The organism is Lactobacillus sp. ESL0259, assembly GCF_003693045.1.
Lineage (GTDB): Bacteria > Bacillota > Bacilli > Lactobacillales > Lactobacillaceae > Lactobacillus > Lactobacillus melliventris.
The window spans coordinates 134,438-160,348 of the sequence record NZ_REHP01000009.1 but is presented as its reverse complement, the minus strand read 5'-3'; the positions used below and the strand labels follow the sequence as shown (position 1 = coordinate 160,348).

The 25,911-nt window shown below is 36.6% G+C and carries 25 protein-coding genes; 22 read left to right on the top strand and 3 right to left on the bottom strand.

The window, feature by feature from the left end; genetic code table 11:
• The first annotated feature begins 34 nt into the window (after positions 1–34).
• Genes F5ESL0259_RS06770 through F5ESL0259_RS06755 form a run of 4 tightly spaced genes read left to right on the top strand, consistent with a single transcriptional unit; the run spans position 35 to position 2,581 of the window.
• On the top strand, positions 35–889 hold the full coding sequence (locus tag F5ESL0259_RS06770; RefSeq protein ID WP_122037908.1) for an ABC transporter ATP-binding protein: 855 nt from the start codon (positions 35–37) through the stop codon (positions 887–889).
• Positions 890–1,735, top strand: a complete 846-nt coding sequence (locus tag F5ESL0259_RS06765) for a hypothetical protein (RefSeq protein WP_046325396.1) — start codon at positions 890–892, stop codon at positions 1,733–1,735.
• Position 1,736: 1 nt separating this feature from the next.
• The gene (locus F5ESL0259_RS06760) at positions 1,737–2,189 is read left to right on the top strand and encodes a LytTR family DNA-binding domain-containing protein (protein ID WP_122037907.1); all 453 of its coding nucleotides are present in this window, start codon (positions 1,737–1,739) and stop codon (positions 2,187–2,189) included.
• 2 nt (positions 2,190–2,191) lie between these two features.
• Entirely contained in the window at positions 2,192–2,581 is a 390-nt protein-coding gene (locus tag F5ESL0259_RS06755; RefSeq protein WP_046325394.1) for a DUF3021 family protein, read from the top strand.
• 168 nt (positions 2,582–2,749) lie between these two features.
• Here the strand turns inward: F5ESL0259_RS06755 and F5ESL0259_RS06750 are convergent, their stop codons facing one another.
• Together F5ESL0259_RS06750 and F5ESL0259_RS06745 are read right to left on the bottom strand one after the other, a co-directional pair.
• Positions 2,750–4,294: a caspase family protein gene (locus F5ESL0259_RS06750; protein WP_046325393.1), complete on the bottom strand. Its 1,545-nt coding sequence runs from the start codon at positions 4,292–4,294 to the stop codon at positions 2,750–2,752.
• A 200-nt stretch (positions 4,295–4,494) separates the two neighbouring features.
• Positions 4,495–5,802, bottom strand: coding sequence for an APC family permease (locus F5ESL0259_RS06745; protein WP_046325392.1), 1,308 nt, complete (start codon positions 5,800–5,802; stop codon positions 4,495–4,497).
• A 199-nt stretch (positions 5,803–6,001) separates the two neighbouring features.
• Here F5ESL0259_RS06745 and rbsK point away from each other — a divergent pair, with 199 nt between their 5' ends.
• The 11 genes from rbsK (at position 6,002) to alr (ending at position 16,172) form a co-directional block, all read left to right on the top strand.
• The gene (gene rbsK, locus F5ESL0259_RS06740) at positions 6,002–6,907 is read left to right on the top strand and encodes a ribokinase (protein ID WP_110446456.1); all 906 of its coding nucleotides are present in this window, start codon (positions 6,002–6,004) and stop codon (positions 6,905–6,907) included.
• Between the two features lie 148 nt (positions 6,908–7,055).
• A complete protein-coding gene (locus F5ESL0259_RS06735) occupies positions 7,056–7,964 on the top strand; it encodes an L-lactate dehydrogenase (RefSeq protein ID WP_122037906.1) in 909 nt (302 codons plus the stop codon).
• Positions 7,965–8,334: 370 nt separating this feature from the next.
• Positions 8,335–8,994: an amino acid ABC transporter permease gene (locus F5ESL0259_RS06730; protein ID WP_122037905.1), complete on the top strand. Its 660-nt coding sequence runs from the start codon at positions 8,335–8,337 to the stop codon at positions 8,992–8,994.
• Positions 8,975–9,652, top strand: a complete 678-nt coding sequence (locus tag F5ESL0259_RS06725) for an amino acid ABC transporter permease (RefSeq protein ID WP_122037904.1) — start codon at positions 8,975–8,977, stop codon at positions 9,650–9,652. Before F5ESL0259_RS06730 ends, F5ESL0259_RS06725 begins: the two co-directional genes overlap by 20 nt.
• Before the next feature lie 5 nt (positions 9,653–9,657).
• Complete coding sequence (locus F5ESL0259_RS06720) at positions 9,658–10,398, top strand: amino acid ABC transporter ATP-binding protein (RefSeq protein WP_122037903.1); 741 nt, start codon at positions 9,658–9,660, stop codon at positions 10,396–10,398.
• A gap of 10 nt (positions 10,399–10,408) precedes the next feature.
• Complete coding sequence (locus F5ESL0259_RS06715) at positions 10,409–11,254, top strand: transporter substrate-binding domain-containing protein (protein WP_122037902.1); 846 nt, start codon at positions 10,409–10,411, stop codon at positions 11,252–11,254.
• A 115-nt stretch (positions 11,255–11,369) separates the two neighbouring features.
• On the top strand, positions 11,370–11,618 hold the full coding sequence (locus F5ESL0259_RS06710) for a type B 50S ribosomal protein L31 (protein ID WP_046325385.1): 249 nt from the start codon (positions 11,370–11,372) through the stop codon (positions 11,616–11,618).
• A gap of 131 nt (positions 11,619–11,749) precedes the next feature.
• A complete protein-coding gene (gene murF, locus F5ESL0259_RS06705) occupies positions 11,750–13,117 on the top strand; it encodes a UDP-N-acetylmuramoyl-tripeptide--D-alanyl-D-alanine ligase (protein WP_122037901.1) in 1,368 nt (455 codons plus the stop codon).
• A gap of 10 nt (positions 13,118–13,127) precedes the next feature.
• Positions 13,128–14,609: a DEAD/DEAH box helicase gene (locus F5ESL0259_RS06700; RefSeq protein WP_122037900.1), complete on the top strand. Its 1,482-nt coding sequence runs from the start codon at positions 13,128–13,130 to the stop codon at positions 14,607–14,609.
• Positions 14,610–14,687: 78 nt separating this feature from the next.
• Positions 14,688–15,041: a holo-ACP synthase gene (gene acpS, locus F5ESL0259_RS06695; RefSeq protein WP_110446449.1), complete on the top strand. Its 354-nt coding sequence runs from the start codon at positions 14,688–14,690 to the stop codon at positions 15,039–15,041.
• A gap of 3 nt (positions 15,042–15,044) precedes the next feature.
• A complete protein-coding gene (gene alr, locus F5ESL0259_RS06690) occupies positions 15,045–16,172 on the top strand; it encodes an alanine racemase (RefSeq protein WP_122037899.1) in 1,128 nt (375 codons plus the stop codon).
• A gap of 48 nt (positions 16,173–16,220) precedes the next feature.
• Here the strand turns inward: alr and cbpA are convergent, their stop codons facing one another.
• Complete coding sequence (cbpA, locus tag F5ESL0259_RS06685; protein WP_122037898.1) at positions 16,221–16,928, bottom strand: cyclic di-AMP binding protein CbpA; 708 nt, start codon at positions 16,926–16,928, stop codon at positions 16,221–16,223.
• Between the two features lie 226 nt (positions 16,929–17,154).
• Here cbpA and pth point away from each other — a divergent pair, with 226 nt between their 5' ends.
• The 7 genes from pth (at position 17,155) to ftsH (ending at position 25,874) form a co-directional block, all read left to right on the top strand.
• Positions 17,155–17,721 (top strand): aminoacyl-tRNA hydrolase, encoded by a 567-nt coding sequence (pth, locus tag F5ESL0259_RS06680; RefSeq protein WP_122037897.1) that lies wholly within the window; start codon positions 17,155–17,157, stop codon positions 17,719–17,721.
• Position 17,722: 1 nt separating this feature from the next.
• A complete protein-coding gene (mfd, locus tag F5ESL0259_RS06675) occupies positions 17,723–21,217 on the top strand; it encodes a transcription-repair coupling factor (protein WP_122037896.1) in 3,495 nt (1,164 codons plus the stop codon).
• Between the two features lie 8 nt (positions 21,218–21,225).
• Positions 21,226–21,468: an RNA-binding S4 domain-containing protein gene (locus F5ESL0259_RS06670; protein WP_046325375.1), complete on the top strand. Its 243-nt coding sequence runs from the start codon at positions 21,226–21,228 to the stop codon at positions 21,466–21,468.
• Between the two features lie 75 nt (positions 21,469–21,543).
• Positions 21,544–21,921: a septum formation initiator family protein gene (locus F5ESL0259_RS06665; RefSeq protein ID WP_181413672.1), complete on the top strand. Its 378-nt coding sequence runs from the start codon at positions 21,544–21,546 to the stop codon at positions 21,919–21,921.
• On the top strand, positions 21,921–22,286 hold the full coding sequence (locus F5ESL0259_RS06660) for a S1 RNA-binding domain-containing protein (protein WP_122037895.1): 366 nt from the start codon (positions 21,921–21,923) through the stop codon (positions 22,284–22,286). The genes F5ESL0259_RS06665 and F5ESL0259_RS06660 overlap by 1 nt, the downstream gene beginning before the upstream one ends.
• The gene (gene tilS, locus F5ESL0259_RS06655) at positions 22,276–23,532 is read left to right on the top strand and encodes a tRNA lysidine(34) synthetase TilS (RefSeq protein WP_122037894.1); all 1,257 of its coding nucleotides are present in this window, start codon (positions 22,276–22,278) and stop codon (positions 23,530–23,532) included. Before F5ESL0259_RS06660 ends, tilS begins: the two co-directional genes overlap by 11 nt.
• An 86-nt stretch (positions 23,533–23,618) precedes the next feature.
• Entirely contained in the window at positions 23,619–25,874 is a 2,256-nt protein-coding gene (gene ftsH / locus F5ESL0259_RS06650; protein WP_110446441.1) for an ATP-dependent zinc metalloprotease FtsH, read from the top strand.
• The last annotated feature ends 37 nt before the right edge of the window (positions 25,875–25,911 follow it).

Sequence of the window (25,911 nt, the reverse complement as noted above, 5' to 3'; positions counted from 1 at the left end):
TGATGGCTCTAATTAGAAAAAGGAGATGCCAATTATGCTGATTGAAACAAAAGAACTGACGAAAAAATTTGGTAATAAGGTTGCTGTCAGCAAAGCTGATATTCAAATTAAAGAGGGCCAGCTTGTTGCTTATTTAGGAACAAACGGTGCGGGTAAATCTACCACTATTAATATGCTAACCGGATTGTTAAAGCCGACTTCAGGTGTCATTTCATATGCGGCAGATTTGAAAATAGGCTTAGTTTTTCAGAATAGCATTTTAGATAATGAGTTAAAAGTTAAAGATAATCTTTATTTAAGAGCAAAGATGTACCCCAATTTTTCTCAAAAGTGGCTTGAGCAATTAATTGACTTAATTGGCATCAAAAACTTTTTAAAGCAAAAGTTTGGCACTTTATCGGGTGGTCAAAAAAGAAGGGTAGACATAGCCCGGGCTCTTATTTGCAAACCAAATTTACTGTTTCTGGACGAACCAACTACTGGGCTTGATATTCAAACGAGAAATGCTATTTGGCAATTATTGACCAAACTGCAAGAGCAACAAGATCTAACAATTTTTTTGACAACGCATTATTTAGAAGAAGCTGAAAATGCTGATCAGATGTATATTTTGGAAAATGGTCGAATCCTAGCTAGTGGTTCTGCTGCAGAAATTAAGACTAAATTTGCTCCTAATAAATTAATACTCACTGTTGGCGATATTCAGACTTTGAACACTAATCAAAAAGTTATTCGGCTTAATCGTAAGCAAGTTGAAATTGATTCCTTATCAGCGCAAGAAATCATTGAATTATTAAAAAACAATCAGGAAAATATCGCTGACTTTACTTATTCTAAAGGAACTATCAATGATGCATTTTTGCAGATAACTGGGAAGGAGATACAATAAATGGTTGCTTTATTTCGCAGAAATTTAAAAATCTATTTTTCTAACATTACTGGTGTAATTATGTCATGCCTCGGTGCACTGATATCTTTCTTTATTTATATTGGCTTTTTGCAAAACAATCTAGAAAAAAGTTGGCAAAATTTACCACATGTTACTAAAATATTAGATTTGTGGATGATAGCCGGTATTGTTGCAGTTTCTGGTATTACTACGGCTTTTCAAGCTCTTGGCCAGCAAGTTACTGATCAAGAAACTCATGCTGTTGCCGATTTTCAACTGACGGGTTTATCACAATTCAAACAGAATCTTGCATATGTTTTGAGCGGGGTAGTAGTTAGCTTTCTTATGCAAATAATTACATTTATTGTGATGGCTGCGTATTTTGCACTGGTAGATAAAGTAAGAATTCCGCAAGAAGCATACCTACCTGGGCTTGTATTTATTTTCGTGGGTGCAATTGCAGCGACTTTACTCGATGAGATAATTGTGCTGTTCATGCATTCCAGTACTACTTTTAGCCGATTTTCTACTGTTTTAGGTGCCGCTGCCGGTTTCGCGGTTGCGACTTATTTACCATATGGTATATTGGTTTCTGGAGCACAAAATTTGGTAAAATTAGTACCAAGTAGTTATGAGGCAGCTGCTCTAAGAGGCTTTTTACTTAAACCGACATTAGCTACTCTCCCCACTAATGTAAAACGGCATTTAATTAATTATTTAGGGATACAGTTCAAAATTAATAGTAACAGGCTAAATAATATGCTTGTTTTGCTATTAATGATTGCAATACTAATTTTAGTGATTATTATGCTTTCGCTTATCACTGATAGAAGGCGCAATAAGTAAAGTGAAGATTGAATTTAAGACAGATTCTGCTTTAAACAAAGAAGACATTGAAGTTGAAATTAAGGCAGCTCAAAAAAGTGAAGTAGTTGATAATTTAATAGATTATTTGCATAAATTCGGCGAAAAGAAATATCATCTTTTACCAATTAAGGTAGAAGACCGCATAGTCACAATTAAACCTACTGAGATTATTAAAGTAGAAATCCAAACAACAGATATCACATTTTATACTACTAAAGACATAATAAAAACCACTGGTCGCTTATATCAGGTACTTGAAAAATTGGGTGATGGGTTTATTCAGGTTTCAAAACATGCCATTATCAATATTAATTTTCTGGAATCAATAGAAGTAGGCTTTGCAGGAAATATGATCGCACTTTTAAAAAATAATTTAAAAGCTGACGTTTCCAGATTATATTTGCCGGCATTAAAAAAAGAATTGGGGCTATAAAAATGAGAAAATTGAGTAATTTCATTAACTATTTCTTTACCGGTGTGGGCTTTGGTGCAGCTACTTATTTGATAATACTGACTTTTGCTTCTCCTAGTATTCCTACCCGTTTAGGTGTTATTTCTGTTTTTATTATTTCAGGGTTAATAGGAATTTTATCAATGATTTTTGCAATGGATGTACCAACTGCTATTGCCTTTAGTGTTCATATCATAGGCACATTTTTGCTGGTGTTATTAATGTGCTGGATAAATAAGTGGCCGATTAATTTTTGGTTGGTTGGTGTCTTTGTCTTAGTTTATATCGTTATTTGGCTGATCGTTATTCTGTCGCAAGTACACACGGTGAATAAAATCAATTCTAGAATTAAAAAAAGAAATGCGAAAAAATAAATAATTTTGAAATATATAAAAGCCAGAATCTTTAACTAATAAAATTTGTCTTTTCAATTATTTAAATATAGTTCTATTTTCTAAATTGATTTCACCAATCAGCATGCAGAATAACCAGTTTAAAATTAACACAATACATTGATTGTCAAGTAGACATTAGCACTTTTTCTACTTCAAAATCTTATTTTCTTCCTTTTTTAATTCTTCGAGTTCTTGGTAATATCTGTCTATAACATCATTCATTTTAATTTCTAAGTCGTTAAGTGGAGATTTTTCAAAATCGTAACTATTAAAAATTAAAGTGAAGTCATCAATTGTTGCTGCTAAACACTTACATGCAATATACCAATTATTTAGTTTTTTAGGTGGTAATGGCAGGTCCCCATCTTTAAAATATAGTTCTTTAATTTTTAGACCGATCAGATTTATATGTTTGCTTAAATCTTGTTTGGTGATGTTTTGATTTAAAAATTCGTTATAGGTTGAAATAAAATTTTGCGCTTGATCAATTAATTTATATGTTATTGTCCTTTGTTTTTTTAATAGTAAATATTCTTTTTCAGTATTTTTATTTTGAAAATCCTTCAAAATAAGGTAATTATCATTAAAAGCAAAACCAATATTATTAATTTCTTTTTCAATACCAAAGTTTATTTTTTGCAGTTCTTTGTTCTCAGCCTTATCTGTCCAAACTGTGCGGCAAAAGAAATTTGGAAACATCATGTCTTGTTCATCTCTGCCAAAAAAGCAGAAGACTACATTTGCCTTTTTGTTTTTCCACCTAACTTCAGAACTACTATTATTAAATATATCTAGGTATTTAACTTTGTCGACGATTTGATTAGTTAGATTTGCAATTTGTTTAAAGGAGGGAAAATTTTTAACTATTATTTGAACTTTAAGTCTTTTTAAAGAACCTGTACTACTAGGCTTAACAGAATAAATAATGTAGTCTTTTGTTTCTTCGCTATATTTTTTTGAATGGTAAGGAATGTAATTACTTACAGGAAATGTTATAGTACCTTTAATATTTGAATGGAATGAAGGGTTTTGGATTTTGGCTCTTTTGACCTGTTTATTCCACCAACTAAAATAAAAACGTACTAAATTCGTTATATCATTTAAAGATTTTCCCCCTTTTTTAATTATTGCTTTATCTTCTATTGCTTCGCAAAAGAACTTTGTAAATGCACTGATATTAGAATCATCATAGGCGTATGAACTTTGAGATGAACTTGAAGAAGAAATAATTGCATAACCTCTGTCTAGAAAGTCATTTATAGTTTCACTAATTTTAAGAGGTGCTACTTCTTTAACTTTTACATTACCAGAGTAGCAGGTATCAAGAATTATTAACTTGTTTTTAGAAGGAATAAAATCTAAATCGTTAAGGACCTCTTCAGTTTTTATTTCTTTATCAGTTAATAAAAGATAGTGATTTTTTCCGTCAATATTTCCTCCATGACCGGAAAAATAAAGAATAAAAGTGTCATTAGAATTAACGCAATTAGCAGTTTTAAAAAGTTTACCAATAAAAGATGATTTTGTAACAATCCCATCGTTTCCTAATATAGATATATTTTCTTTGTTTACAGCAAGTCCCTTCATTAATGATTCAGAGATAGCCTTAATGTCATTTTTACAAAATGGAAGATTTGAATTATCGTTGTAATAATATTCACTGACACCAACTATTAGTGCTTTTATGCTCATAAAATTTATACCGTATAATCTTTAATTTTTATCTTTAACTAGACTTATTTTAAATCAATGTTCAGTAATGTTACAATCAATTTTATTGGTAATATAACTTATATTGATTTAGCACTAAAAAGCCTTGGAATAGAAAAAAACTCCAAGGCTATATTTTTTAATCTCTATAAAAGTCTTTAATACAGTTTTTAATACTTGAATTAAGTACGATTTTTCTTTTGCACGTAAATATAAACGGGCCAGCCAGTGAGGGTCAATAAAATGCCAATAATTGCTAAAAGCGGTTGAGTTAAGGTTGTAGTGATAACAATAAATAACGCACCACAAATGGCTAATACAGGTGGAAGAGGATACCAAGGCGTTTTATATGGTCGTAAAAGATCTGGTTGTTTTTTACGTAAGATAAGGACCCCTAAAAATAATAAAATTGAAAAAATCCAGGAAACATAGACTAACATGTTGGTTAATGAGTCAAATGTACCGGAAAAAATCATAATGGTGGCAATTACGCATTCAAAAATCATGCTGTTGGTAGGCACGATAGTTTTAGAATTTAGTTTGCTGAAGAAGCTTGCGGCTGGCAGCTTCTTTTCTTTACCTAAAACGTAAGGCATTCTTGATCCCAAAAGAAGGTGTCCATTAATGGCACCAAACACGGATACCAATATTCCTGTAGCGACTAGAGTGCCACCTACACTGCCAAATAGTTTTTTAGCAGTAAGCAGAGCTGTTGTTTGGTTACCTACGACTTTAGACCAGGGGATAACTCTGACATAGCTCCAATTAAGAAGAGTGTAAAAGATTGTTACTCCGAAAAGTCCCCAGATGATCGCTTTGGCCAACGTTTTTGCCGGGTTTTTAATTTCACTGGCTAAATTACCGATACTTAGCCAGCCGTCATAGGCAAAAAGTACGGCCAAAAGAGCTTGCCCAAAAGCCATTGCACCTGAAGCAGAAGAAATGTGTGGTGCTGGAGCACCAGCTAATTGGTTAGGCCCTCTGTAAAACAAAGCAAAAATGATAATTGCCGCAATTGGGAGTAGTTTAATAACTAAAGTTATTTTTTGCACTTGACCGCTCAATTTAGAACCGATCCAATTTATCAATAGGATTGTCAACATGACAATTAGGGCAATTACCGTAGTAGACAAGCCCTTAAAATGTGGTATTTCTTTTAACTGAGTGGCAAACACGATTGAAAGTGCTGCAATATTTGCTGGATAATAGACGATTATCAAAGACCAGCCAAAAAGAAAGGCTATCTTAGGTCCGTAAATTTCTTCCAGATATCTGACAGGTCCACCATCTTTAGGATAAATTGACGCTAATTCAGCTATGCTTAGTCCTGCCATTAGTGTGATAAAACCGGCAAAAGGCCAAACGATGATACTAAGCCATGCATTATGAGTCAATGCGGAGACGTTAGCAATTTTAAAAAAAGCACCGCCACCAATCATAGTGCCCATGACAGTTGCTAGTGCGGCGAAAAAGTTAAGTTCTCTTTTCATATTTTTACCTTACTTATTTTAAGTTAAACTGTATTATATTCTTTCTCTAAGAAAATAAAAAGAACTGTTAACGCACTTAAGCAAAAATAAATAAAAATTAAATGAAAAAATTACAAAATTCAGGTTTTGTTGCAAGCAGATTTTGATATGATATGATTTGAGTTGAATCAGGCAAAAATTTTATTTTTGAGGAGCAGAAATGAATAAAGTTACAGTTATTGGCAGTATTAATTTGGATACCAACTTACGTGTCAAGCAAATGCCCAGACCCGGTGAAACAATTCATGCTACAGATCACTATTCAGCTGCGGGAGGTAAAGGTGCTAATCAAGCAGTAGCTGCAGCTAGAGCAGGATCTGAGGTAAGTTTTATTGGCGGAGTTGGCGCTGACGCACCAGGAAAAGAAATGCTGAACTTGCTTAAAAGCGAAAATATTGATACTAGTGGCATAATTACAGCCACTAAAGAATCTACTGGTCAAGCATTTATCACGGTTGATGACAGTGGTCAAAATTCGATTACTATTTATGCTGGAGCTAATTACGCTTTTGGAGCAAATGAGGTTTTACAAAACCAGAGTTTAATAAAAAATGCAGATTTTGTTATTGCACAGTTTGAAACACAGCTTGCAGCTACAATTAAGGGCTTTGAAATTGCTCATGAGGCAGGCGTCAGAACAATTTTAAATCCAGCTCCTGGAATGGCTCAAATTCCAGCAGAATTATTAAAACTGACTGACATCATTACGCCAAATGAAACAGAGGCTGAAACTATTACAGGCGTTAAAGTAACTGATGAAAAAGCCGCACAAAAGGCTGCTGCTAAATTGCACGAGCAAGGCGTGGGTACAGTTATCATTACTATTGGCGATAAGGGTGCATTTTATTCTTATCAAAGTAAAAATGAGCTCATTCCTGCTTTTAAAGTTAAAGCTGTCGATACTACAGCTGCAGGTGACACATTTATTGGGGCAATGGCAAGTGTGTTGCACCCAGATCTGTCCAATTTAAAAGAAGCCATTCTTTTTGCCAATAAAGCCTCGTCACTTACCGTTCAAAAGTACGGTGCCCAACCTTCAATTCCTTATAGAAAAGATATTAAATAAAAACCCAAAAGTATTTGTCTTTTAAAGATTAAGATTCAAAAATTTTTTCTTTAAATTGTAACTTTGAAAGCCCTATCTTTGTATAATAGAGGAGTAATTGAGTTTGGCTGACAATATGTCAGATATTTTAAGGGAGAGGTACTTAATTATGACAACAAAAATAGGTATTATTGGTGACGGTCACGTTGGTTGCACTGTTGCTCACGAGTTAATAATTTCAGGATTAGTCGATGACTTGGTAATGATCGACGTTAATGAAGGCAAAGTCAAAGCTGACGCAATTGATTTTGAGGATGCTATGGCTAATTTGCCAAATCATGCCAACATTATTGTTAATGACTATGACGCATTGAAAGATGCCGACATTGTCATTAGCACTTTAGGCAAAATATCTTTAGAAACACAAGGCGATCGTTTTCAGGAATTGGAATATAATAAAAAACAGCTGAGTCCGATTACAGAGTCTATTAAAAATAGCGGCTTCAACGGAATTTTGCTTGTTATTTCCAATCCGGTAGATGCAATTACCAGTCTTTATCAGCAACTAACAGGTTTACCAAAAGAACATGTAATAGGAACTGGAACTTTGCTTGATACAGCAAGAATGAAGAAAGTGGTTGCTAAAAAGTTTAACGTTGACCCTCGTTCTGTAAGTGGCTTTGCACTAGGTGAACATGGTAATTCGCAATTTACTGCCTGGTCAACTGTAAAAGTATTCGAAAAACCTATAACTGAACTGGCTAAGAATGAATCATGGCAACCAAGTGACCTTGAGGATGAAATTAGATTCGGTGGTCAAACTGTTTTTATGGGTAAGCATTACACTAACTATGGAGTTTCCGCTGCTGGCGTTAGAATTGTTCGTGCTGTTTTGACAGATTCTCGGACAGAATTGCCTGTTTCTAGTTACCAAGAGAAATACGGTACATATATGTCTTATCCAGCAATTGTTGGCCGCGAGGGAATTGTCCGCAAGATTGATTTACAATTAACTGCGGCAGAAGAAGAATTATTGCAAAAGTCTGCTGCAGCAATTAAGGAAAAATCACAGGCTTAAAAAAGGTACATTATAATTAAAACGCGCTTGACTAAGCGCGTTTTTTGTTAACAAAAATTGGAAAAATGAAAGTAATATTAAGCAAAGTAATTGACAAAAAGTAAGTAAACGCATAGCATTAGAGACACTTATAGTTGCTAACAAAAAGGAAGTGAAAATAAGAAGTAGGCAAGTCTGACTATAAAAGGGAAAATAACAGTGATTCCTAATAAAAGTAGTTGGAACTTAGTTTTTCACTTGTTGCGATGGTGTTAGCAATTATGGCATTTAAATCTGCGAATAAATCTGATTCGTAGATTTTTTGTTTTTCTGACTTCTTGATTCTCTAACTCTTAGATCAGGTCGTCTACTTAAAAGTGGGAGGTAAAAAATGAGTTGGCAGATAATTACACAGAGTTTGCCTATTTTTTTGAAAGCCTTTGAGTTGACCCTTTGGCTATCGTGTGTGGGAATTGTGTGCTCAATCCTCGTGGGTATTTTTTGCAGTTTAGTGCGGTATTTTAAAGTGCCCGTTTTGCATCAAATAGTCACAGCCTATGTGGAATTGGCACGAAATACACCTTTATTGATCCAATTATTTTTTCTGTATTATGCTTTTCCAGTCATTGGCTTAAAAATGTCGGCTCAAACTTGCGGGATTATCGGTCTGGTATTCTTGGGTGGAGCATACATGGCTGAAGGCTTTACAGGCGGTTTTGCCGGGGTCAGTCCAAGTCAAATTGATGATGGCAAAGCCCTAGGGATGAATAACTTGCAATTAGCACGTTATGTGGTCTTTCCACAAGGTTTTGCTTTGAGTATGCCAGCCTTAACGGCTAACGTGATTTTCTTAATCAAAGAGACATCAATTTTTTCGGTCATTGCAATTCCCGAGCTGACTAACACTGCTTTGGACTTGATCGGGCTGTATTACCGTTCCAATGAATATCTACTGGTGTTGGTTATAGCCTATGCCATTATTCTGATTCCGGTTATTTTACTTTTAAATTATTTAGAAAGGAAGGTTCGCTATGGCACATTCGGCGATTAATGTTTTGTTTACCGGTAATAACTTCAGTAGAATTTTGCAAGGCTTATGGACATCCGTTTGGATTGCTGGGGTTAGCTTAATAATTGGCTTAATCTTGGGTACGCTTTTAGGAATATTGCGGACTTTACCTAATGAAATAATGCGCTTCATTTTACGACTGTATCTGGAATTTTTTAGAATAGTTCCAACAATCGTATTACTCTTCTTGTTCTATTATATTTTGCCACGTTCCTTTCATATTAATTGGCCAGCCAGTTGGATGGCGGTTTTAGCATTTTCTTTATGGGTTGCAGCTGAATTTAGCGACATTGTTCGTGGCGCACTTGAATCAGTTCCACTTGTGCAAAAAGAATCGGGCTTGGCACTGGGCTTAAGCAGAATGCAACTCTTGCGCTATGTCTTATTACCTCAAGCTGTGCAATTGGAACTACCGGCAACTATTAATCTGGCAACAAGAGTAATCAAAACGACCTCTTTATTAATGATGATCAGCATCATGGACGTGATTGCTATTGGCCAACAGATTATTGAAGCTAACAATCAAAAATACCCGACAGCCGTTTTTTGGATTTATGGTCTGATTTTCTTCCTGTATTTCATAATAGATTATCCGTTATCAAAATGGTCTAAACGGTTAGCGGCAAAGCAGAATAGGTGAGGCAAATGACAAAAGAAGTTTTACGAGTTGAACATTTAAATAAGTTTTATGGCGATTGGCAGGCTTTGCATGATATTAGTTTCACCCTTCATCAAGGCGAAGTTTTGACATTATTAGGACCTTCCGGCTCTGGCAAAAGTACGCTAATCAGATGCTTAAATGGTTTAGAAGATTTCAAGAGTGGTGCAATTTATTTTAAGGGTGAGAAAATTGCAGCCACTGCCAAAAACTGGCAAGAGTTACGCCAAAAAATTGGCATGGTTTTTCAAAGTTATGATTTATTTCCCAATTTTACGGTTCTTGAAAATATTTTGTTAGCGCCAGTAAAGGTGCAAAAAAGAGCTGAAGATGAAGTTAAAAAAGAAGCTTTAAAGCTGCTAAAACGAGTTGGACTAGAAAAGTACGTTAATTCTTATCCCCGTGAATTGTCTGGTGGACAAAAGCAAAGAATTGCTATTGTTAGAGCGTTAGCCATGCATCCTGAAATAATGCTGTTTGATGAAGTTACAGCTTCTCTTGATCCCGAAATGGTTCGAGGAGTTTTACAAATTGTGACTGACTTATCCCAAGTCGATCATATGACGATGATTATTGTGACCCACGAAATGAATTTTGCGCGTCAAGTAGCAGATCAGGTTTTATTTCTTGAAAATGGCAAAATTTTAGAAAACACGCCGGGAAAAGAATTTTTTAAGCATCCCCAAACAGATAGGGCACGCGCTTTCTTAACAAGTATGGATTTTTAAGGAGAAAATAATGCAGAAAAATAAAAATAGAAATATTATCATCACCATTTTAATTGTCTTGATAATTGCAGTAGCAGCTTTTTTTGGCATTAAGTCAACCAATAATAAAAGTAGCAACGCTAATGACAGCAGCGTGAGCGCAATTAAAAAGCGGGGCACGTTACGAGTTGCCGTATTTGGCGATTTACCGCCATATGGTTGGGTTGATGACAATGGTAATCGCGTAGGCTACGACGTTCGTCTTGCTCGCCAAATGGCTAAGGATATGGGTGTTAAAGTTAAATTTATCCAAGTAAATGCCAATAATCGTGTTGATACCCTAAATTCGAATAAGGCCGATATTGTTTTAGCCAATTTTACTGAAACGCCAGAACGTAAACAAGTCGTTGATTTTGCAAAACCATACATGAAAGTATCCGTTGGGGTTATTTCACCTAAGAGTGCTTCGATTACAAGTGCCAAACAGTTAAAGGGCAAAAATTTAATTGTTAATAAGGGCACAACAGCAGAAAATTACTTCACAAAAAAAGGCGGAGTTGATTTACTGAAATTTGATTCCAAAACGCAGCAGTTCAACGCTTTTAAAAACAAACGTGCTGTCGCTTTAGCGGATGACAATTCATATCTCTATGCCTGGGTCAAAAAGAATCCTAATTATACAGTCGGAATTAAAAACATTGGTCCTAATCAATTTATTGCCCCCGCAGTTAAACAAGGGAATAAGTCACTTTTAAACTGGACTAATAAAGAAATCACTAGATTGGCAGACAAAAAGTTCTTCACAGATGACTATAATAAAGAACTCAAACCATATTTTGGCAAGGAAGTTAAACCAATCGACATTGTTTTAAATTAACTCTGCTGCTATAATAAATAAGTCTTGAATTTTACTATTAAAAATGTTAAGGTATTAAACGTTAATCGATTAATCTATGACTTGCAATAGGAGTCATGGCAAAGGAGTAATAAATATGAAACAAGGTATTCATCCAGATTACCAACAAGTAGTCTTTATGGATTCAGCAACTGGTGCTAAATTTGTTGCTGGCTCAACATTAAAGTCCAAAGAAACAGTGGATTATGAAGGTAAAACTTACCCATTGATTCGTGTTGAAATTACTTCGGATTCTCACCCATTCTATACTGGCAAGCAAAAGTTTGCTCAGGCCGATGGTCGAATCGAAAAGTTCAACAAGAAGTATGGCATGAACAACAAGTAATATCTTCAATCTGGTGGAAGGCAGTCCCATTGGGGCTGCTTTTTTATGTAAAGCCTAATTGTTATACTACATAAATAAGGAGTATAATTAACTGCTTCAGCAAAAACTCTTTTCGGCTAGGAGATAAAAAGATGAAAATGCAACTGGCAGAGATAGCCAAAGCAATAAATTCAAAGTGTGAAGGCAACGATCAGACCGTTATTACTTCTGTTGCCTTTGATTCTAGAAAAATTGCCGCTGGTGGATTATTTGTCCCACTAAAGGGCGAAAGAGACGGTCATGATTTTATCAGCAGCGCAATTAGTAACGGTGCAAGTGCTACATTATGGCAGAAGGGTCATCCCAATAAACCCGACAATATTGCAGTTTTAGAAGTGGACGATCCATTAAGCAGTATGCAGCAACTGGCCCAATATTATTTAAATAAAGTCAATCCTACTGTAGTTGCCATTACAGGTTCAAATGGTAAGACTACGACCAAAGATATGACAGCAGCAGTTTTAGCGAAAAGGTTTAATGTGCATAAAACTGCTGCTAACTTTAACAATGAAATTGGCGTACCCATGACAATTTTAGATATGAAACCAAATACCGAAATCTTGGTTTTGGAAATGGGTATGGATCATGCAGGGCAACTTCATCAACTATCTAAACTGACTCGCCCTGATGTCACGGTCATTACAATGATTGGTGAGGCTCATATTGAATTTTTAGGCTCTCGTGCTGGAATTGCTGATGCCAAGATGGAAATTACCGATTTCTTACGAGAAGATGGTGAGTTCATATATAACGGGGATGAACCGCTTTTACGTGAACGGGCAGCAAAAATACCACAAGCAAAAGTTACCTTTGGTTTTGCAAAAAATGATACAGTTTATGCAACAGGTTATCGCAGTTACAAGCATCATGCTACTTTTACGATTAATAATTCTGCTCATAAATTTACTATTCCTATGATTGGCAAACATAATGTTTCTAATGCACTTTCGGCTCTTTGTGTTGGCAGGCATTTTGGTGAAAGTGATGAAGAAATTGCCACAGCCTTAGAAAAGTTCACTCCGACAGCGGATAGAATGGAATGGGAAAAGGGCGATGTGGGAGAAGATATTATGAGCGACGTTTATAATTCCAATCCTACTGCTGTGCGTGCCGTGATAACCAGTTTTGGTCAGATCCAGGTTCCAGCTGGAAGTCGCAGGATCGCCGTTTTGGGTGATATGTTAGAATTAGGCCAAAGATCTGCCAAACTTCACGCTGGGCTGGCAGATTGTCTTGACCCGCAGGTAATTAATGAAGTTTATTTGTTTGGTACAGAAATGAAAAATCTGGCAAATGCACTTAAAGAAAAGTATAAACCAGAGAATTTGCATTATTATACCCCAGAACAAATGCAACACATGGTTTCAGATTTAAGAAATGATATTAAGCCGAATGACATTGTTGTTTTAAAGGGTTCGCATGGGATGCACCTGGAAAAAGTGGTAAAACGGCTTAGATAAGGAGAATTTAGTGAAATTTTCAGAATTAGGATTAAAAGATGAGCTTTTAAAAGCAATTAAGCGCTCAGGCTTTGAAGAGGCAACACCAATACAGGAACAAACAATTCCTCTGGCTTTAGCAGGCAGGGATGTAATTGGTCAAGCTCAGACGGGTACTGGTAAGACTGCGGCCTTTGCGCTGCCTATCTTGCAGAACTTAGATAAACATAATAAGGTAATTCAGGCTTTAATTATTGAACCTACTCGTGAATTGGCCATTCAAACTCAGGAAGAACTTTTCAGACTGGGTCGCGATGAGAATGCTCGCGTGCAAGTTGTTTACGGCGGCGCTGATATTGGACGGCAAATTCGTTCACTTAAAAATCATGTGCCTGCGATTTTAGTAGGTACACCGGGAAGATTACTTGACCACTTAAAGCGCAAGACAATTGATTTAGAAAATGTTAATACCATTGTTTTAGATGAGGCTGATGAAATGCTGGACATGGGTTTTATCCAAGACATTGAAAGTATTTTAGGCTATGTTAAAAACCGGAAACAGACACTATTGTTTAGTGCGACGATGCCTAAACCGATTTTGAACATTAGTGAAAAGTTCATGCATAATCCGGAAATTGTCCGGATTAAAACTAAAGAGTTAACTGCCGATTTAATTGACCAGTACTTTGTCCGGGCAAAAGATTCAGAAAAATTTGACATCATGTGTCGTTTGATTGATGTTGAAAGCCCAGACCTGGCGGTTGTCTTTGTTAGAACTAAACGGCGAGTTGACGAAGTTACCAGGGGTCTTCAGGCTCGCGGTTACAATGCAGCGGGAATTCACGGTGATTTGACCCAAGCTCGCAGAATTACTGTCTTAAAAAGGTTTCGTGCTGGTAAACTGGATATTTTAGTCGCCACAGACGTGGCTGCACGTGGCCTTGATATTTCAGGCGTTACTCACGTGTATAATTACGATATTCCGCAAGACCCCGACTCTTATGTTCACCGCATCGGTCGTACCGGTCGTGCTGGACAAAATGGTAGTTCAATCACTTTTGTTACGCCAAATGAAATTGGTTATATGCGTACAATAGAGCAATTAACCAAGAAAAAGATGACTCCTTTGCGTCCGCCATCTGATGATCAAGCTTTAAGGGGCCAACTTAAAGTGGCTAAATCTAAGATTGAAGACATCATGAAAGATGACCTATCTAAATATACTGATGATGCCAATGAATTATTAGAAAATTATTCAGCCGTTGATTTGGTATCTGCTTTTCTGAAGAATTTGTCAAAAGATTCTTCAAATGTTGAGGTCAAAATTAGTTCTGAAAAACCATTGCCGTATAAGGGTAATGGTCGTGGTGGCCGCGGTCGCTATAGTCATGGCAGAAATAGTCGTGGTGGCTATCGTGGTGATCGTAACCGCAGCCGTGGCAATTATCGTGGAGGCCATTCTCGCCGCTCCGGTAATGGCAGAAATTTTATTATTAAAAATAAAAAAGGTTAATGTTTTTACTAAAAAAGAGTTGTGACAGTTTACAACTCTTTTTTGCTAATATAATTTTATTATTATGAGGATAAGAAAATGATCGTTGGAGTTGGCATTGATGCTGTTGAAATTGAACGAGTTAAAAAAATAGTAGCCAAAGGGGATAATTTTGCCCGCAAAGTTTTGACCCCAAAAGAATTTGCCCAATACCAAAAACTAGCAGGCAGACGCAAAGTAGAATATTTAGGTGGCCGCTTTTCTATTAAGGAGTCGTTTGTTAAAGCACTAGGAACAGGCTTTGGCAAAGAAGTGGGTCTGCAAGATGTTGAAACTTTATGGGATAAAGTAGGTCATCCAGTCACAAGCTCGCCTAAATTTGCCGGCAAGATTTTTCCTAGTATTACTCATGATCGGCATGAGATAGTTACATTGATTGTTTTGGAGAAGTAAGAAATGGTACCTGGAATTCATAGACCTGCAGCTGTGTGTGTCGATTTAGCTGCAATAAGACAAAATATTCAAGAAGAAATTAAACATTTGGCACCGGGACAAAAATTGTTTGCCGTTGTTAAAGCAAATGCATATGGCCATGGTGCAGTAAGAGTAGCTCAAGAAGCGGTTAAGGCAGGTGCCAGCGGCTTTTGCGTTGCTATTTTAGATGAAGCTCTGGAATTAAGGCAAGCCGGAATTGTCCAGCCGATCTTGGTGTTGGGCGTTACGCCCGCAAAGTATGCCTCACTTGCAGCTGTGAATGGCGTCTCATTAACTGTGCCTGATTTAAAATGGCTCAGAAAAGCCGAATCTAACTTGATTCAAGACAAGCTGCAACTAAAAGTTCATTTGGCAATAGATTCCGGGATGGGACGCATTGGTTTTAGTGAAGATGATGAATTTATTGCCGCAAATGATTTTTTATTGAATAATTCCAATTTTGATGTTGAAGGGCTGTTTACGCACTTTGCCTCCGCAGACAGTAGTGATGATTCATATTTTCAAGGACAAGTCACGCGCTTTAACCACTTTAAAAAATTGTTGAAAATAAAACCCAAATGGATTCATGTAGACAACACTGCAGCCAGTGTTTTTGATAAAAAAGTTCATAGTGATCTGGTTCGTTTTGGTATTGGCATATATGGTCTGAATCCGTCTTCGAATCCTGCAAGCCCTGACTTAAAAACAGCAATTAAGTTAAAGCCGGCTATGTCTTTTGTCAGTGAACTGGTACAAGTTCATACTATTCATAAAGGTCAGGGAGTGGGCTATGGCTCAACTTACATTGCTGACGAGGATCAAATTATTGGTACAGTTCCAGTAGGTTATGCTGATGGTTTTATTCGCAAATTTCAGGGTTTTAAAATTAAAGTTGGTTCTGAATACTGTCCTATTGTCGGTCGCATTTGCATGGATCAGTTAATGGTGCAATTGCCATATGAAATGGCAGTAGGAACTAAAGTAGTTTTGATATCAAATGATCCGGTAGCGCCAAATTCTCTCAAAAAAGCTGCTGACTATGTTGACAGCATTCATTATGAAGTTGCTTGTTTACTAGATGATCGTTTGCCAAGAAAATATTATAATTGACAATAAATAAAAGCACATCGTCTCGATGTGCTTTTATAGTAGCAAAAATTAATTGCTTTCGTCTTGGTTAATGTAAACACCAGGATTTTCATCACTCATAAGGGTCATACCGGCCTGTAAGTCTTCAATTTCAGCGACAACATAACCTTTCTTTTCAAGACGTTTAACGATTTCTTTTAAAACGTCTTCGGTGAGCCCAGCAGGTAATGTAAATAAAATACGTCTTACAGCATTATCTGTTTTACCAGCAGTACGTGCGTCCAGGCTCATTACACCCGCTATTGCACAGTACTTACTGATAATTTTGCTCATTTTTGCTAAATTACCCCTTGAATTATCTGTTAAAACAGTGAGGACATACGACCCATTTTTAATATTCCAGGCATCTGATAACATATCGAGCAATCTTGAGTGCGTCAAAATACCATAGAATTTGTTCTCTTCGTCTAACACTGAAATGTAAGGCAAGTCCTTAATTGTGAAGAAAACTTTAAAGAAAGGCGAATTAACCTTGATAGTTTTAGTGGCATTTTTTAATAAGTAGGTAACTGGCAAATTCATATCCTTACCTTGAGATTTATGGCGGTAGATATGCATTTTATAAATATTACCACGGAAAATTGTGCCAGTGTCATCCAAGATTGGCACACATCGGAATCCAGAATCTTCCAAAGTTTTTAAAGCTTCTTCAAGCGTAGCGTGTTCGTTGACTGTGGTTAAATAATCTTTTTTAATAACCAAAGATTTGATTAGCATTAAACTGCCTCCGTTGTAAAAATAATCTAAACGATTATATCATATAAATGAAAAAATTAGATTAAATGAAAATTAAAAGAAAAACATTATTCAAATTGATTTTAGCACTTGCCGTACAAATTAAAAAGCCTAATTAATCAATGAAATCAAAGTGTAATAGTCTTTATGGAAATCAGACCGATTGATTGTGCTATCATTAATAAGACTATAAATAAGGGGAAGTTAAATGAAAATTATAGCAGGTCTAGGTAATCCAGGCAAAAAATATGATGGAACAAAACATAATACAGGCTTTATGGCTTTAGATCACTTTTTACAAAAAAACTCTTTAAATTTGGAGAGAGCAAAGTTTGAAGGTAAGTATACTAAACAAAAAATAGCGGGAATTGAGGTGATTTTACTTGAACCACAAACTTTTATGAATGATTCGGGCAGATCTGTAGCCCAATTTGCCCATTTCTTTAAAGTAGAGCCCCAGGACATTTTGATCGTTCATGATGATATGGACATGCCACTAGGTAAAATCCGTATTCGTGCAAATGGCAAATCCGGAGGTCATAATGGTATTAAGAGTATTATTCGTGATCTAGGCACCAATAATTTTAACAGACTGAAAATTGGCATTCGCCATCCAGCAAATGTAACAGAAGCTAGTGTGGTCTCCTGGGTTTTATCACCGTTTAATACTGAACAAAAACAGTTGATGGATGAAGCTTTTGATACAGCCAGTGAAGTCATAACTGACTTTATTGCTGGCAAAAGCACACAATATTTAATGAATAAATATAATTAAAATGCGTTTAACAAACATTATAGAAAAAGATCATGATCTGATAAATTTTATTGCTAATACTAGCAACACCAAAAATTCTTTGATCACCGGAGCCAATGCCGGTGCTTTTGATTTGCTTTTGTGCCAAATAGTTGAAACTTTGCAAAAGCCGTTGGTGGTATTGGAAGAAAATGAAAATAAGGCTCAAAAACTTTATAGTGAACTCAATGCAATTATGCCTGAAGACAGTGTGCAAATTTTTCCAGTAGATGCATCGATAGCGACTCAAACGGCAGTTACTTCGCCTGATGAATTAAGTAGTCGTATTCAGGCGCTTAACTTTTTGCTGAGTCAGAACCAGGGCATCGTAATTACTACTCCGCAGGGCTTACAGTATAAATTGTCTAAACCGCAAGAATACCAAGCAGCAAGACGGGAGTTTGAGCCCGAAAAAGAATTTGATTTAGCTGAACTGACTAATTGGTTTGTGCAGGTAGGCTTTCGCCGCGAAAATCTGGTAGCTAAACCTGGCGAATTTGCATTACGAGGAGATATTCTAGATGTTTACCCACTTGACCGCGAAAATCCTGTCAGAATTGAATTTTTTGGTGACGAAATTGACACTATTAAAGAATTTGATTTAGCCAGTCAACGAAGCCAAAAGCAGATTGATAAAATAGTCGTTACTGCTGCTCAAGATCGCGTTTTTGCCGCTGATAATTTTAAACGTGCTGCACAGAAGATAGCAAAAGCTATGGCAGATTCTCCTGCTGGTGAAAAGGAAGTTAAGGAACATTTTGCGGAGTCCTTAGACGAATTAAATAGCGGTTCATTACCTCAAAACTACACTTTTTTAACAGACTTTCTGATTGATAATCCTGATAATCTACTTGATTATTTAGCAAGTTCTGGCTTGGTTATGCTTGATGACTGGCCGTTAATTGAGCAGGCTGTTAAAACAGTAGATGAACAGAATGCCGGTTTTATTGCTGATGAACTAAAAACTGGAGCTATGATACCAGGACAAGAGCTGCACAGTGATTTTCATAAAAATTGGTCACAAGATAAACATAGTCACCTTTATTTTTCATTATTTCAACGCAGTATTGGTCGCGTTAAACTAGGGCAATTATTTGACTGGCAGACAAGAGAACCTGAACAGTTTTTCAGTCAGATGCCTCTTATCAAGTCTGAAATAGAATCATATCAGAAAAAACAACAAACGGTAATTTTGCAGGCAGATAATAATAAGAGGGCAAAACAAATTAGTCAGACGATGGCTGAGTTTGGCATGGATGTGGCAATTGTTAAGCCAGATGACCTAGTCGAGAAGCAAACGCAAATTGTGGTTGGCGAGTTTGCCAGCGGCTTTAATTTACCCAATAATAATCTGGTTTATTTAACTGAACGAGAACTTTTTAACAAAGTAACGCACCACAGTCGCCGTATTAAAACCATGGAAAATGCCCAAAGACTGCGCAGTTATACTGAATTGAAACCAGGCGACTATGTTGTTCACGTTAATCATGGAATTGGCCGCTTTGAAGGTATAAAAACTTTAGAAAATAATGGTGTCAAAAGAGACTATATTACTATTACCTACCAACATGGTGATCAATTATTTGTTCCCGCTGACCAGCTGAAATTAGTGCAAAAATATGTTGCTTCTGAAGGCAAAAGACCACATGTTAACAAGCTAGGTGGTAGTGAATGGGCAAAGACCAAGAGTAGAGTTCAATCTAAGGTCGAAGATATTGCCGATGAATTAATAGATTTGTATGCCAAAAGAGAAGCGGAAAAGGGCTTTGCTTTTTCAAAAGACGATGATTTGCAACGGCAGTTTGAAGATGCTTTTCCTTATGTCGAAACTCCGGACCAACTGCGTTCAATTAAGGAAATCAAACATGACATGGAACAAGAAAGGCCGATGGACAGGCTACTTGTGGGTGATGTTGGCTTTGGTAAAACTGAAGTAGCCTTAAGAGCAGCGTTTAAAGCGATTGAAGATAACAAGCAAGTTGCCTTTTTGGTACCTACAACAATTTTGGCACAGCAACATTATGAAACTATCCAAGACCGGTTTAAAAATTTCCCCGTCAATTATGCTGTTTTATCCCGTTTTCAAACTCCAGCTGAAGCCAAAAAAATTACTGAAGGTTTAAAGAATGGCAAGATTGATCTAGTGGTTGGAACGCATAGATTATTGTCAAAAGATGTTAAGTTCAAAGACTTAGGCTTACTCATTGTTGATGAAGAGCAAAGATTTGGCGTAAAGCACAAAGAGAGGCTTAAAGAACTGAAAACCAACATCGATGTTTTAACGCTGACTGCAACACCGATTCCTCGTACGCTGCACATGTCAATGATTGGTGTGAGGGATTTATCAGTTATGGAAACTCCGCCGTCCAATCGTTATCCGATTCAAACCTATGTAATGGAACAAATACCAAGCGTTGTTAAGCAAGCCTGTCTGCGGGAAATTCAGCGTGGAGGACAAGTTTTCTATTTACACAACCGTATTGGTGACATTGATGATGTTGTGCTGGAACTCGAAGCTCTCATGCCTACAGCCAGGATTGTCAGTGTTCATGGCCGTATGAGTAAAAACCAAATGGAAGATATTCTGTATCGTTTTTTAAATAGAGAATTTGATATCTTGGTTACAACTACCATCATTGAAACCGGAATAGACATGCCGAATGTCAATACCATGTTAATTGAAAATGCAGATCATTATGGCTTAAGTCAGCTTTACCAGTTGCGTGGCAGAATTGGTCGTAGCGCCCGCTTGGCATACGCTTATTTTTTATATCAGCCCAATAAGGTTCTGACAGAAATTGGAGAAAAAAGGTTGGATGCCATACGTGATTTTACCGAACTTGGATCAGGATTCAAAATTGCTATGCGTGATTTGTCAATTCGTGGAGCTGGCAATATGCTTGGAGCAGAGCAGCATGGCTTTATTGACAGTGTCGGATATGATCTGTATTCACAAATGCTTTCTGATGCAATTAAAAATCGGAAAAACAAAAAGAAAGTCAGAAAGAGCAACGCTGAAATTGATATGGGACTTGAAGCATATATTCCAGAAAAATATATTAGTGATCAAGAAGAAAAAATCGAATTTTATAAGAAAATTAAATCTGCCAGTCCTGCTGATATCGAGCAAATTAAAGATGAGTTAATTGATCGCTTTGGTAATTATCCTGAACCGGTCGAAAATTTACTGGCAATTTCACAGTTAAAGGCTGAAGCAGATTTAGCACAGGTCAGAAATATTACCAAAATTAATAACCAGCAGGTAAAAGTTGAATTTGGATTAGAAGCTTCAAAAGAATTACAGGGACCTAATATTTTTAAGGCTCTTGAACATGTTTCATTTAAAGCAAAAATCAATCTTTCTCCGGCTAACAGGCTGATTGTGTTGTTGGAACTTCCTGATAATTTGCATCAGAGACAATTGTTTACTAATTTAATTACTTTTATGACAGCTGCCAGTGATATTATTCAAAGATAGGAGAAAAAATGAGAATTGATAAATTTTTAAAAGTTTCCAGACTAGTTAAAAGGCGTCCGATAGCTAAAGAAATGGCTGATCAGGGTCGAATTAAGGTAAATGATCACGTGGTTAAATCCAGTTATGACGTTAAGATTGGCGATATTATCGAAGTAGGTTATGGTTCTAAACAGGTAAAAGCTAAGGTTTGTGCAATTAAAGAAACTACTAAAAAAGCAGAAGCCAGTGAATTATATGAATTAATAAATTAGTTTGGTCTTTAATGACATTTATAGGTGGTCTTGTTATAATTAAAATAGTATTTGTTTTTGGTAGTAGAGGTCAAAATTATGAACGGTCCACGTATATACAATTCAGTTAGTCCGGAGGAGCAACTGGCTCGTCTGAAGCGTAAACAAGAAAAAAGAGCAAAAGAAGTCCACCGTGTAAGACGTAATCGCATTGTTGCGTTTTTCGTTGCTATTTTTGCGTTTTTAGGAGTACAGATTGGCGTTACGCACTCTCAGACAGAACATATTAACAGTCAAGTGCGGACTTCTAAGAAGGAATTGAAGAAAATAAATAATCAAAAACAAGTTTTATTAGCTAAGCGCAATGACTTGAAGGATAGTGATTACGTGGCTAAACTGGTTCGTTCTAAATTTTTGTACTCTAAGCCAAACGAAACAATTTACAATTTACCTGAAGGAAAAAACAATAATTAATGAAATATCAAGTTGGACAGAGGGTTACAGGTATTATCAATAATATTAGTGACTTAGGCATCTTTGTCACTCTTTCGCACCATCAAACAGGACTAATTAATCATAGTGATTTTAACAATAATTGGTTGCGAGAAAGGAATAATTATCGTGTTGGAGAACAGATTCGCGTAGTTGTTCTTCATAATTATAAAGGCAAAATCGCCCTTTCGAGAATGAGGGTTAATGATCCGGATTTAATTGATCATACTAACCCTTTTTCTGATACCAAAATGGCAGATTTTACCAAGACTTTAACGCAAACTGTGATTGACGCCCAAAAAGAAATAAAAAAATTAGAACAAGATTTGGTCAGTTATGCGGATTGATGACTTTTTTAAGGTAAATCATTTGCCGCTGGCTGCTAAAACCCTTGTAGTTGCAGTTAGTGGTGGACCAGATTCATTAGCTTTATTAGATTTGTTATACCAAATAAAGGAGCAATACCGTTTTAGACTGCTGGCAGCTCATTTGGATCATCAACTTCGGCTTGACTCTTTTAAAGAAGAAAAAGTAATTTCTGCATATTGTCAAAATAAAAGTATCGAGTTAATTAATGAAAAATGGCCTAAATGTTTACAACCTATAGTTGGCGTTGAAGCTGCTGCCAGAAAATATCGTTATGATTTTTTAGTTAAAATAATGCGCAATTATCAGGGAGATTATTTACTAACGGCACATCATATGGATGACTTGCTTGAAAATATTCTACTTAAATTTATTCGCTCTGGTAATCCTAGTGAAATGAACAGCTTGAAGGCAATTAGCAAAATGCAGGGAATGACTTTGCTAAGGCCTCTTTTGAATGTCCAAAAAGCTGATTTATTAGAATATGATAAAAAGAACCACATACCATACGTAATCGATCAAACTAATAATGAAGATGATACTTTGCGCAACAAGTTGCGTCATCATGTAATTCCTTTATTAAAAAAAGAAAATAAGCAAATTGGTCAAAATGCTCTTAGATTTAGTAAAGAGGTTAGTTTGCTGACAGCAATCGCTGATGAAAGATTTGCTCAAGTTGACCAGCCTGAAAAATTTTTAAATGTAGCATACCGTCTAAAAACTAGTGCTCTCAAAGAGTTAAATAGTGAGCAGAAGCAGGCTTTTTGGCAACATTTTATATGGCAGACCTGGCAGGAGCGGGTCAATCAAAATTTGGCGAATTATACGTTACTTGTTTATCAAGGCTTTTTTTATCTTTTTAAACAGTTGCCAGCTAGGCCAGCAAATAAAGAAATTATTCTCGATCAAAAAATTTCATTTAATAAGCGTAAGTTTTTGCTTTCTTTAAAAGCAGACAAACCCTATAAATTGCTTGGAAGTTTTGGGGCAACTAATAAAAAGCAATTAACCACAGGGTCAATTTTACCCGGAACAAAGCTTTTATTAAAAGATGGCAGCCACGTAAAGAGTAAGAAAAAGTTTGCTCAAAGTGGTATTCCAAATATATTGCGGCCATATTGTTTGACTATTTATGACGGTGATAAAGTTGTTTTCATTGAACAGACTTATTCTAATCAACAAGTGAGTTCTGGTGAAAAATGCTTTTATTTATATGAAGATAATTGATAAAAATTTTTAAATTATTAGAGTACAGATGAAATTTGTGATAAACTTTTATTCGTATATCTCTAGAAACTTTGCGGAGGTTTTATATGAAAAATAACCGGAATCGGCTGTTTTCAAACGGTTTATTCTATATAGTTGTTTTCCTGCTTTTAATAGGAGGAATCAACTGGGCAATTGGCGGATCAAATAATTCTGGTAGCAGTGAGAATATTAGTTACTCTGAATTTGTAAGTGATTTGCGCAAGGGAAAAGTTAAAAACTTTAATGTTCAACCTGCAAATGGTGTTTATACTGTTTCAGGTAGCTATAAAGAAACACAAGAAAGTAAAAACCAGTCAGATAGTAATTTTGATTTTTTTAATGGCAATTCAGGATCAAAAGTAACACGGTTTTCCACTACGATGCTACAAAATGATTCCAGCGTATCCAACGTGCAAAGACTAGCTCAAAAGAGCGGTACTAAGATGACGACTCAGGGTGAGTCACAATCTGGAAACTGGATCTCGACTATTGTCATGCTTGTGCCGACCATTCTTTTCATAGTTATGCTTTGGATGATGGTCAGTCAAAGTGGCGGAGGCCGAGGCGGCAACGGCGGAATTATGAATTTTGGTCGTTCTCATGTTAAACCTGAGGATCCCAAGAAGAATAAAGTGCGCTTTTCTGATGTTGCCGGCGAAGAGGAAGAAAAGCAGGAACTGGTAGAAGTGGTTGAATTCTTAAAGAATCCGGCTAAATTTACCAAGTTAGGCGCTAAGATACCTTCAGGTGTTTTACTTGAGGGTCCTCCGGGTACTGGTAAGACATTGTTGGCTCGTGCCGTAGCGGGAGAAGCAAATGTTCCCTTCTTCTCAATTTCAGGTTCGGACTTTGTTGAAATGTTTGTCGGTGTTGGTGCCAGTCGTGTACGTGACTTGTTTACTAATGCCAAGAAAAACGCACCAAGTATTATTTTCATAGATGAAATTGATGCTATTGGACGCAGACGTGGTGGTAACGCCAGTGGCGGCGGCAACGATGAACGTGAACAGACTTTGAACCAATTACTGGTTGAAATGGACGGTTTTGAAGGTAACGAAGGCGTTATTGTTATTGCAGCTACTAACCGTTCTGACGTACTGGATCCAGCTCTTTTGCGCCCAGGTCGTTTCGACAGAAAAGTTTTAGTTGGTACACCTGATGTTAGAGGCCGTGAAGCAATTTTACGTGTTCACGCTAAGAATATGCCTTTGGCTGATGATGTTGATTTAAAGGAAATTGCTCGTCAAACACCAGGTTTTGTTGGTGCAGACCTAGCTAACTTACTTAATGAAGCTGCACTGCTTGCAGCCAGACGCAACGGTAATAATATTACTGCTGCAGATTTGGATGAAGCTGAAGACCGTGTCATTGCGGGTCCTGCTAAGAGAAACAGCTTGATTTCCCAAAAGGAAAGACGCAGAGTTGCCTTTCACGAGGCTGGTCACTCCATTTGTGGTTTAGTGCTTAGTGATTCAAGAACGGTGCGTAAAGTCACTATTGTGCCTCACGGCAGAACAGGTGGCTATAATTTGATGTTGCCTAAAGATGATCAGTTCCTGCTAACTAAGAAACAGTTAATGGAACAAATCGTTGGTCTGATGGGTGGTCGTGCTGGTGAAGAGGTTGTAGTTGGAGACCAGTCAACCGGTGCTTCTAACGACTTCGAACAAGCCACACAGATTGCCCACAGCATGGTGGTTAATTACGGAATGACCGACTCATTAGGAATGGTTGAACTTGAAAAAGAGGGCGAAACTAATCCTTATGGTTTTAAACCTTATAGTGAGGCAACTTCAGCTAAAATTGACGAGGCGGTTAAGAAATTACTTGATGAAGCCCACGCTAAAGCAGTTGAAATTGTTAAAAATAACCGTGAAAAACACCGCATTATAGCTGAAGCTTTACTTAAGTATGAAACTTTAGATGAAAAGCAGATTATGTCTCTGTACACAACTGGCAAGATGCCTGAAAAGACGGAGCAAGAATATCCAAGCGAATCCAAAGCATCAACTTATGAAGAAGCTAAGGCTGCTGCGGAAAAGAAAGAAAACCAATCGCAGAAGGAAAATATTGTAAATTCTGAAAAGGCGCAGGAAGAAAGAGATGTCTCTCTAGAGTCACCCGCCCAAAAGAATGAGGAAGCAGAAGAAAGTAATCCTGAGAATCCAGAAAAAGCTGAATTCCCCAAAGAGTCTGAGCTAGATTCAGAAGAAAAAACATCTGATTTTAATTCTTCTGAGTCAGAAAAGGATTCTGAGGATCAGCAAGATTCAAAGGATACTGATAATTCACATAGTGAAGATGATCATCCTCAAGAATAATAATTAATAGGGCCTACTTTAGGCTCTATTTTTTTAG